At 24.0% G+C, this 9,493-nt stretch carries 8 protein-coding genes; 2 read left to right on the top strand and 6 right to left on the bottom strand.

Going from position 1 to position 9,493, the window contains the following annotated elements:
- Window positions 1–64 precede the first annotated feature (64 nt).
- The 4 genes from AS160_RS07225 to AS160_RS07240 form a co-directional block, all read right to left on the bottom strand.
- Window positions 65–1,390 carry a hypothetical protein gene (locus AS160_RS07225; RefSeq protein ID WP_165147020.1) on the bottom strand — a complete coding sequence of 442 codons (1,326 nt, stop codon included), beginning with the start codon at window positions 1,388–1,390 and terminating at the stop codon, window positions 65–67.
- On the bottom strand, window positions 1,362–1,628 hold the full coding sequence (locus AS160_RS07230; protein WP_346774430.1) for an uberolysin/carnocyclin family circular bacteriocin: 267 nt from the start codon (window positions 1,626–1,628) through the stop codon (window positions 1,362–1,364). Before AS160_RS07230 ends, AS160_RS07225 begins: the two co-directional genes overlap by 29 nt.
- A 430-nt stretch (window positions 1,629–2,058) precedes the next feature.
- Window positions 2,059–3,279, bottom strand: coding sequence for an aminopeptidase (locus AS160_RS07235; RefSeq protein WP_165147026.1), 1,221 nt, complete (start codon window positions 3,277–3,279; stop codon window positions 2,059–2,061).
- Between the two features lies 1 nt (window position 3,280).
- Window positions 3,281–5,755: a DNA polymerase domain-containing protein gene (locus AS160_RS07240; RefSeq protein ID WP_165147029.1), complete on the bottom strand. Its 2,475-nt coding sequence runs from the start codon at window positions 5,753–5,755 to the stop codon at window positions 3,281–3,283.
- Between the two features lie 55 nt (window positions 5,756–5,810).
- Between AS160_RS07240 and AS160_RS07245 the strand changes: the two genes are divergently transcribed.
- Together AS160_RS07245 and AS160_RS07250 are read left to right on the top strand one after the other, a co-directional pair.
- Complete coding sequence (locus AS160_RS07245) at window positions 5,811–6,122, top strand: cupin domain-containing protein (RefSeq protein ID WP_165147032.1); 312 nt, start codon at window positions 5,811–5,813, stop codon at window positions 6,120–6,122.
- Between the two features lie 8 nt (window positions 6,123–6,130).
- The gene (locus AS160_RS07250) at window positions 6,131–6,679 is read left to right on the top strand and encodes a 3'-5' exonuclease (protein WP_165147035.1); all 549 of its coding nucleotides are present in this window, start codon (window positions 6,131–6,133) and stop codon (window positions 6,677–6,679) included.
- A gap of 6 nt (window positions 6,680–6,685) precedes the next feature.
- Here AS160_RS07250 and ispG read toward each other — a convergent pair whose 3' ends face one another.
- On the bottom strand, window positions 6,686–7,732 hold the full coding sequence (gene ispG, locus AS160_RS07255) for a flavodoxin-dependent (E)-4-hydroxy-3-methylbut-2-enyl-diphosphate synthase (RefSeq protein ID WP_165147038.1): 1,047 nt from the start codon (window positions 7,730–7,732) through the stop codon (window positions 6,686–6,688).
- Between the two features lie 4 nt (window positions 7,733–7,736).
- Window positions 7,737–9,242 (bottom strand): site-2 protease family protein, encoded by a 1,506-nt coding sequence (locus AS160_RS07260; protein ID WP_165147041.1) that lies wholly within the window; start codon window positions 9,240–9,242, stop codon window positions 7,737–7,739.
- Between the last annotated feature and the right edge of the window lie 251 nt (window positions 9,243–9,493).

Raw genomic sequence — 9,493 nt, forward strand, 5'->3', positions numbered from 1 at the left:
TAAAATATAAATCAAAAAGAGATATAATAACAAATAAAGAAAAATATTCTTTTTAAGCATGAATTCACCTTTTCTTCATTTTGAATATGTAATAATTAGATATCATTTTATGAATATTAAATATATTCAAAGTTACTAAAAATCCAAATTTGAAGATCTCGCCATATATTTTATGATAATTTGGAAATTTCAAAAAGATTTTACTATACATATCTGGGATTTGGAAGATTATTACTATATATATTATAAATAAAAATAAGAATAAGTGATTTATTTTTTTCTTGTTTTCAAGAGACTTATTATATGCAAAAACATAAGCTTTTATTATATACCACACTAGTAAAATTAGGTTTATAAAAAATAATAATATATAAAAACTTAAACCTTCGGAAAATATTATAAAAAGAAAAAGTAAAAATATAATAGAAGTAAAAATGATTCCTGCTTTCAATTCATATAAATTGAAAAACCAATTTTTATATGGACGTATAGTGGTTTTAAAAAATATATATTTACTGTATTCTTTATCAAAATTTACAAAATTTTTTTCAAAAGATATTTCTAATTCTGCTAATAATAATATTATTAAAAAATATTCTGCAAAATATAGATAAAAAAAATGATAGGTTAGAATTGTTCCAAAAAATATTAATATGAACTCAACATATTCTCTTAATGGCAATCTTTTAAAAAAAAGTTTTAAAGATATGTATGGAGTAATTTTTTTTGCATGATAAAGGTATTCTGAAAACATTTTATTATGAATAATGGCAATCTTTAATTGTGAAAACCATGTTTTATATAAAAATATAATATTTATAATAATAAATGGAATAAAAAATAATGCATCTTGCCTTAAAATATATGATAAATAAAGAAAAACAAAAGTTATAAGTAAATATTTTTCTGTTTTTGTATATATTTTTATAAAAAACAATGTTATCTGTAATAGAAAATCAATTAATAAAAATACCAATTTTTTATAATCATATGAATATGATAAAAATAAAATAATTTTTGAAATAATAAATATACTACTAAATGGATTCATTCTAAAAAAAGTAAATGTAACATATTTAATAGCAAGTCTTTTTGATACTAAATAATGTATATTTTTATATTGTTTTAAAACTGTTATAATATTATAGGAATTATAATTAAACAATAAAAATGAAAAAAATAAAATTGTTATAAAGCTATTTTTATTAAAGAGATAAAAATATAAAATTAAAGAACTTATAGACATAAGAGTATATATAACAAAAAAAATAAAATAGCTTATAAATGAATCTTCAACTATTTTAAAATTATTAATCCAAGATTTTATAAGTAATTTAATATTTATCTCCTCCTTAAAAAGATCACCACATAGTTGCATACTTTTTGCCATATTTTTTAATCATTTTTTTTGCAATTGCAACAAATCCTGCTGTAATTGCACCTGTTCCGATAACTGCGGTAATTATTGAAATAATTATTGAAATAATTGTTGCTATTGTTGAAAACGTATCAATAATATCTATAACTTTTTTTGCAGCGTATGTTGAAATTCCTAGCGTGGAAGCTAAATTTACATTTGAAAAAACAAAAAAACCAATAAAAAAAGTAAGTACTACAAAATTTACCATAAAAAATATACCTTTGTTTTTCATTAAAATACACCCCTTTTTAAATAATATAAGAGAGTTATATAAATTTTTTCTCTCTATGAAAATAGAATAACTCAATTATTAACGATAATTTTTTTATAAATATTCTTTATTAACTCTATTTTTGACATTTTATTTTTTATAAGAAATAATATTGTGAATTTTATAACTTAAATTCAAAACAAATATCGATAAATATATTATTTTAATAATTATGTTATTATATAATTATGTTTTAATATTTTTTTCTTATTTAATCTAAAATAATTTTATCAAAAAAAAAAATATGTCAATAAATAATGTAAAATTAAAGTGAAATTATAATAAATTTTATTTTTCTTAAATTATTTTTGTATTTTATATATAAAAAACACAATATACTATAAAAAACTGAGGTTTTCACCCCAGTTTATATAACCCATTTTCCATTTTTCATTATTCGTTCTTCTTTTCCATCTTTAATTCCATATACGTTCATTTCTTCATTTCCAATCATAAAATCAACATGTGTAATACTGTTATTTAATCCTGTGTTTTTTAATTCTTCGTCATTCATATTTTCTCCGTTTTCTACACAAGTTGGGTAAGCTCTTCCAAACGCAAAATGAGATGCAGCATTTTCATCAAATAATGTATTGTAGAATACAACATTTAATTGATAAATAGGTGAATCAACAGGAACTAATGCAACTTCTCCTAAATAACTTGCACCTTCATCTAAAGAAATAGCTTGTTTTAGAATATCTTCACCTTTTTCAGCGGTTACTTTGATTATTTTTCCATCTTTGAATTCCATTGTAAATCCATCAATTACATTCCCGCCATACACTAAAGGTTTACTATTTCTTACATACCCATCCACTTTATCTTTATGTGGTGCGGTAAATACTTCTTCTGTAGGTATATTTGGTAAAAATATAGTTCCATTTTCATTATGTTGAGCGCCACCAAGCCATTTATGATTTTTAGGTAGTCCAACTTTTAAATTTGTTCCAGGACCTTCATATCTTAAATAATCGTATTGCTTATTATTTAAAAATTCTGTTGTTTCTTTTAATTTATTTAAATGTTCATTCCATAATTTAACTGGATCATCATAATCATTAATTCTCACTGTTTTTAAAATAGCTTCCCATAAATCGTTTATTGGATCCGGAGAATTTGGGAATACCTTTTCAGCCCATTTTTTTGAAGGGATTGCAACCACTGACCAACTAACTTTATCTGACATTATATATTTTGATACATCTTTCATAGCATTTTGACGTGTTTTTGAAAAAATTCCTATTTTTTTAGGATCTATAGTTTTTAAAATATCAGGATCTGATCCTATTATACTTAAAAATGCTCCGCCTTCATCACAGAAAAATTTTGCCATATCAACTTCCCATTGATGAAATTCTTCTAAATCCTCGTTTTTTGAATGTTTTAGTTTTAAATATAACATATAATCATCTGAATATACTGTATAGACTTCTTTAGCTCCAGCTTCATAAGCTTTTTCTGCAATAATTCTAGCAAATTCTGTTCCTTCTATTGTGCTTCGTATAAACAACCTTTGGCCTGGTTGAATATTTACACCAACCTTAACAGCAAGTTCTGCATACTTCTCTAATAAATGTTTTTCCATATTATTCCTCCTCAAATAATTTTAATTGCTCTACTTTTAAAGGATATCCTTCTATTAATTTTATTTTTAAATTCGCTTTTTCTATTAAACTTTTATATTCTGAAAATTGTCTCAAAGAAGATAAAACTTGTTTTTCAAATAATGTATAATAATCTATTTCAAAATCATTATACAATAATTTTTTAAAATCATCAATATGTTCTCTTTCTATACTTGCGGAAATATAATAAATATTGTTTTCAGGGGTCTTATTGAAAATATTTTTTATTTTATTATAATATTTATAATTATAATATTTTATATAATAATACAATAATCTATCATCATAGTTGAATTTGAAATTATATATTCTTTCCATAAAAATGACAGATCTAATATGATTTGGTAAAGTTCTATAATTTGAGAAATTTTTTCTTCTAATACTTTTAATCAAAGCAATTTCTTCTATATTTTTCTTTTTAAGATCTAAATATTCATTAATAATATCATTTATAGTTAGTTTTTCATCCAAAGCTTTTAAAAATAATTTTGTTAATATTTCTTTTATGGCTTCTGGGGTATCTCTTCTTACTATTTCAACACCGTGAGTTATTACTTTTTTATCAAAATCATATCCAAAATAACGCTTTTTTACTCCAAAAAAACGCACTCTCTTATATATCTTGTCAACTTCCATATTTAAGGTACAATCTATTTTTTCACTTGTAAATTTAGTAACAAAATTTTTTCGAAGTTCCTCATTAACATTTTGAGCGATATAATTTCCAATTTCTATAATATCATTTTTAGATAAATTTTCATTACATTCTATATAGTTAAATGAGCTATCTGTATCAGAATATAATACATGAGTTTTAAAAGAGATATATCTATTGTTTATTTTAACATTTTCAAATAGATGATTATCTAAATAAGCATTAACGAAACGCAATGCGGATCTAGCAGCAGCTAAAATCGCTAAAGAAACTCTTATGTCATGCAATGCGAATTTTTCTGTTCCTAAGACTCCATAAATCGAATTTAAAAGAATTTTATAATTATATTGTTTAATATTATATACTATATGAGATGGGTCACTATTAGGAGTTTTTTTAGCTAATTTTTTATAATACAATCTTTCTTTTAATAAATGTTTTACTAATGAAGAGATAATTCCTTTTTTATTTAAAGCAAATTTTAAAGGTAAATATTCATCATTTTCTTCTTCGGATAATATTCTTCCTAAATCAACATGCTTCTCATTATATTTTATATCATATTTTAAAGTTTCTGTAGATATGTTAAAAGTTGATATTATATTTGGATAAAGTGAAGTAAAATCTAATACAACAACATTGTCATATGTTTTATTTGGTGGAGTTAATACTATAGCTCCAGTAATTTCTAAGTTATTTTTTGGTCGTTCATAATATCTAAATGTAATTTTATCCTTTAAGATAAATTGTTGAATATAATGTTCGATAGAATTTGATGTTCCAAAAAGTAAATTGAAAGGTATTCTAATTAATGCTTGTAATGAACAAATTAACCCAATTAGTTTTAACTGTCTTTCCAATTCTACTAATATTTCAACATCACGAAAAATATATTCTAAAAATTTTTCAATATCAGTTTTATAGTAATTATATCCTTTTATTTCTGTTTTCCCACTAATATTATGATGTTTAGCTATAATGTCTAATTTATATGATGAAGGTTTATCTAACACATATCTTCTATATAATTCAAGATAATCTATAAGATTAACTCCAGGAATTGAATTATAATATCTCCCATCAATTTGAAATGATTTATGCTTTAGATTAGGTATTGCAGACATGTTTATTCTGTATTTATTAGATCTTTCTATAATATATGGAATGTCAAAACCGTTTGAATACCAACCTGTAATTATATCTGGTTGATCCTTTTTTATTAGTTCAGAAAAATATTTTAAAAGCTCTTTTTCAGAATTAAAAATAAAAATATTAAAATTTTTATTTTTAATATTTATATCAAGATTTTTATTATAAACTATTAAAGCAATAAATTCTTTTTTGAATGTATCATAAAATGTAATAGAAATAATGTTTTCATTATAATTTTCAATATTTTCCGAATCAACCTCTATATCTAAAAACCAAATTTTTTTATCATCAGGATTTTCTGAAATATTTTTATTAAAAATATTCATAATGTCTTTTCCGTAGACATTAATATTCTTTTTTTCCATATCTTCTATAATTCTTTTTAACTTATAATATGGAACATCAAGCGTTGTGTTTATTAATCTTTTGCCATATATATCCTTCCAATCAAAATCAACCTCTATATAATCTTTTATTCTGTTTTTTAACAGAATTTTTTCTACTTTTATTATTTCATTTTCTTCAAATATTAGGTTAAAGTATTTTTTTTCTTTTTTTAAAGGGGTATTTATACCTTCTTTAAAATAGAATTCTTTAGTATTTGGATTTTGCCAGATGGAAGTAATCATTTCTTCAACTCCTGTATGGTATAATATAATTATATATTAAGAAAGAGGTGATGATATGGAATTAATTAAATATGATTCTTTGGATAGAATACCAAATATAAATTTTGATGGTAGAAAATTATTTTCATCAAAAAAAATCGAACTGGTATTAATTAGTTTGGAACCAGGGGAATTTGTGAAAAAACATTCTACGCCATTTGATGCAATATTTTTTATTTCAAAGGGAAAAGGTATAGTTGAATTTGAAAATGAAGATCTATCCGTAAATGAAAATGATATGGTATTTTGTGATAAAAATTTAGAACATGGTTTAATAAATAATTCTAATGATAAGTTTAATGTTTTAGTTATAAAAATATTAGAATAGGTGGAATAATGATTGAATTATTAAAAAATAACGAATTTTGTGTTTTGGATACCGAAACAACAGGACTTAATCCTCAAAATGGGGATAGAATTATAGAAATAGCTATTTATGATATTATAACTGAAAAAAATGATTATTATGTTAAAGGGAAATTTGTCACATATGTTAATCCTGAAAGAGAAATACCTTATTTTATTACTAAAATGACAGGAATAACTGATTTTCATGTATTAGGGGCTCCACGTTTTTTTGAAATAGCAGACAATTTATTAAAATTTTTAAACAATAAAATTCTTGTGATACAAAATGTGGGGTTTGATATGAAGTTTTTAAATAATGAATTAAGGTTATGTGGATATGATTCATTAAAAAACAAAACAGTTGATACTGTATTATTATCTAGAAAAATTTTCAGAACTGAAAGAAGGCATAATCTAGATTCAATTGCTGAAAGACTAAATATAAGAAAGAAAGTTAATAGGCATTCTGCTGAAGGTGATGTTATAATTACAACTGAGGCTTTTGTTAAAATGAGAAATATAATAATAAACAGCTGAAAAAATTCAGCTGTTTATTATATTTTTAATATATTCTTTAAAAGTTATTTCTAACATATTTTTTGGAACAGTTTTTATTATTTTTCCATTAATAAATATTGCACCACCTGTTTTAGTTCCTGCAATCCCTATATCTGCATGTTTTGATTCTCCAGGGCCGTTTACTACACAGCCCATTACAGCAATATTAATATCTTTGTCTATTCCTTTGGTCCATTCTTTTACTTTTTTAGCTAACTCTTCAACATTTATTTCTGTTCTTGCACAAGTTGGACATGCAATAATTCTGGATCCTTTTTTAAAGCCTAATAAAGTTAATAATTTTTTTGCGACAATCACTTCTTGAATAGGGTCGCCAGCTATTGAAATTCTCATAGTATCTCCTATGTTGTTTAACAACAATGTTCCTAATCCTGCTGAAGATAATATCAAAGCATCTTCGTATATACCTGCTTCGGTAATTCCAATATGTAATGGATATGGCACTTTTTCTGAAATGTATTTATTTGCAAGAAAATTTTCTTTTGCATCAGAAGATTTTATTGATATAACGATATCTTCAAAACCTAATGCCTCAATTATTCTTACTTCTTGAAGTGCGCTTTCTGCTAAAGCTTGATATCTCACCATACTGTTGTTTTCAAATTCTTTTTTTATTGATCCAGAATTTGCACCAACACGTATAGGAATATTGTATTCTTTTGCTGCTTTAACTACTTCTTTTACTTTCCATGATTCTCCGATATTTCCTGGATTAATTCTGACCTTTGCAGCTCCGGATTTTATTGCTTCAATAGCAACTCTGTAATCAAAATGGATATCAGCAACTATTGGAACAGTAGAATTTTTACATATTTCTTTAAACGAAGGTATATCGTCTAATGTTCTTACTGATACTCTAACTATATCGGCGCCTGCATTTGAAAGATTAATAATTTGTTTTATTGTTCTTTCTGTATCTAAAGTATCAGTATTTGTCATACTTTGTATAGACAATGGATTATTTCCACCTATTGGAACCTCTCCTACATATACAACTTTTTTAGAAAACATATAATCACCTCAAAAATCTTAAAATATCATTATATGTAAAGTAAATAAATAATCCCATTAATAATAAGAAGCCTATTGTATGTATTGTAGCTTCAACTTTAGGATCAGTTCTTTTACCTGTTATCATTTCATATATTGAAAATATAATTCTTCCGCCATCTAATGCAGGTATTGGTAATAAGTTAACTATTCCTAAGTTTAAAGTAATTAAAGCAATTAAGGATATTAAAGCTTCAGGACCAGCTTTTGCCGCTTTTCCTACTACTCCTGCAATACCGACTGGACCTAAAACTTCTGTGGTTTTTGCTTTTCCAGTAAATAATTGTCCAATAGAATCAACCATAGCTTTTAATAATGTATTAGCCCATTGAATTGAAACTGTTATTACTTCAAATCCTTTAGGTTTCCATTTGCCAAAAGCATATTTTAATATTGATGGTTCTTGTAAAATATTTAAAAATTCAGATTTATCAATAATAATATTTTTTTCATTACCATTTCTTAATATTTTTATATCTAATTTATCTGATTTAATTCCAGAAGAAAATTCTTTGATTTTATTATTTGAAATAGTAATCATTTTATCTTCAGGTTTCATTGAAATGGTTGGAAGTAAAGTTATTATATCTAAACCAGTATTTATTTCTTCATTATTTATATTTATAATTGTATCGCCTGATTTAAATGGGCCAATATCCTTATTAATTATATTTGAAAACGTCGCAAAATATACTCCTATTGCATATCTAGATTCTGAAATAGAAATACCTTCAATTTTTCCTTCTATTATTTCGCCGTTATCTAATTCTATAATTAATTTGTCACCTTTTTCTAAATTAGGCAATATATCACTAATTTTATCTGGGGTGTTTAAATTGAAAAATTTAATATTTTTAGAACTAAGTTCAATATTATCTGCTTTAAATACTATTATATATTCTGAATCATACAATTTTGGTTTTACATTTATATTTAATATCTTTCCATTTCTTAATACTTCTAGCTTTAAATCTTTCCCATCTTTAATAGCGTAACTTAAAATTCCACTATCAAAAACTATATCTCCATTAACTTTTTTTATAACATCGCCTGGCTTAAGTCCGGAAGAATATGCAGGTGAATCTACTATAACATCTCCGATTTTAACTTCTGGGAAACCATATAGTAATCCAGAAATAGAGAGTATTATATATCCTAATATTATGGAAAATAAGGGTCCTGCAAAAGCTATTAAAAACTTTTGCCATGGTTTCTTATTATAGAACATTTTAGGATCATCAGATAGTTCATTTTCAATTTCTTCGCCGGCAATTTTCACATACCCTCCCATTGGTATAAGATTAAATCTAAATTCAGTTTCTTTCCCTTTTTTAGAAAAAATCTTAGGTCCCATACCAATAGCAAATTCTTCAACCTTAGTTTTAAATAATTTTGCAAATATATAATGACCTAATTCATGAAAGAAAACAACTATTGTAATAACAATCATAAACCAAAAAAGAGTTAGCATTTATACACCTCCACATTTATTTTTTCTTGTTTAATAAAAATTTTATCATATATATGTTAATGAATTATATAAAATTATATAATATATAATGGAAATATGGATGATGATTTAATAAAATGTAATTTTTGTTTAATTCCATCTTACAAATCAATTCACTATTAATTAACAAAATTAACGAAGATGTAAGTTGACAAAGTGGAGAAAAGGTGGTAATATATATACTCGGACGCGGGCGAAAGCCAGTGGAAGGA

Origin of the sequence: Marinitoga sp. 38H-ov (assembly GCF_011057715.1) — a bacterium.
Taxonomy (GTDB): domain Bacteria; phylum Thermotogota; class Thermotogae; order Petrotogales; family Petrotogaceae; genus Marinitoga.

What these genes read in the sequence shown, in the direction of transcription:
- AS160_RS07225 (WP_165147020.1), bottom strand. Translation starts at nt 1,390, where the DNA reads ATGGCAAAAAGTATGCAACTATGTGGTGATCTTTTTAAGGAGGAGATA.
- AS160_RS07230 (WP_346774430.1), bottom strand. Translation starts at nt 1,628, where the DNA reads ATGGTAAATTTTGTAGTACTTACTTTTTTTATTGGTTTTTTTGTTTTT.
- AS160_RS07235 (WP_165147026.1), bottom strand. Translation starts at nt 3,279, where the DNA reads ATGGAAAAACATTTATTAGAGAAGTATGCAGAACTTGCTGTTAAGGTT.
- AS160_RS07240 (WP_165147029.1), bottom strand. Translation starts at nt 5,755, where the DNA reads ATGATTACTTCCATCTGGCAAAATCCAAATACTAAAGAATTCTATTTT.
- AS160_RS07245 (WP_165147032.1), top strand. Translation starts at nt 5,811, where the DNA reads ATGGAATTAATTAAATATGATTCTTTGGATAGAATACCAAATATAAAT.
- AS160_RS07250 (WP_165147035.1), top strand. Translation starts at nt 6,131, where the DNA reads ATGATTGAATTATTAAAAAATAACGAATTTTGTGTTTTGGATACCGAA.
- ispG (WP_165147038.1), bottom strand. Translation starts at nt 7,732, where the DNA reads ATGTTTTCTAAAAAAGTTGTATATGTAGGAGAGGTTCCAATAGGTGGA.
- AS160_RS07260 (WP_165147041.1), bottom strand. Translation starts at nt 9,242, where the DNA reads ATGCTAACTCTTTTTTGGTTTATGATTGTTATTACAATAGTTGTTTTC.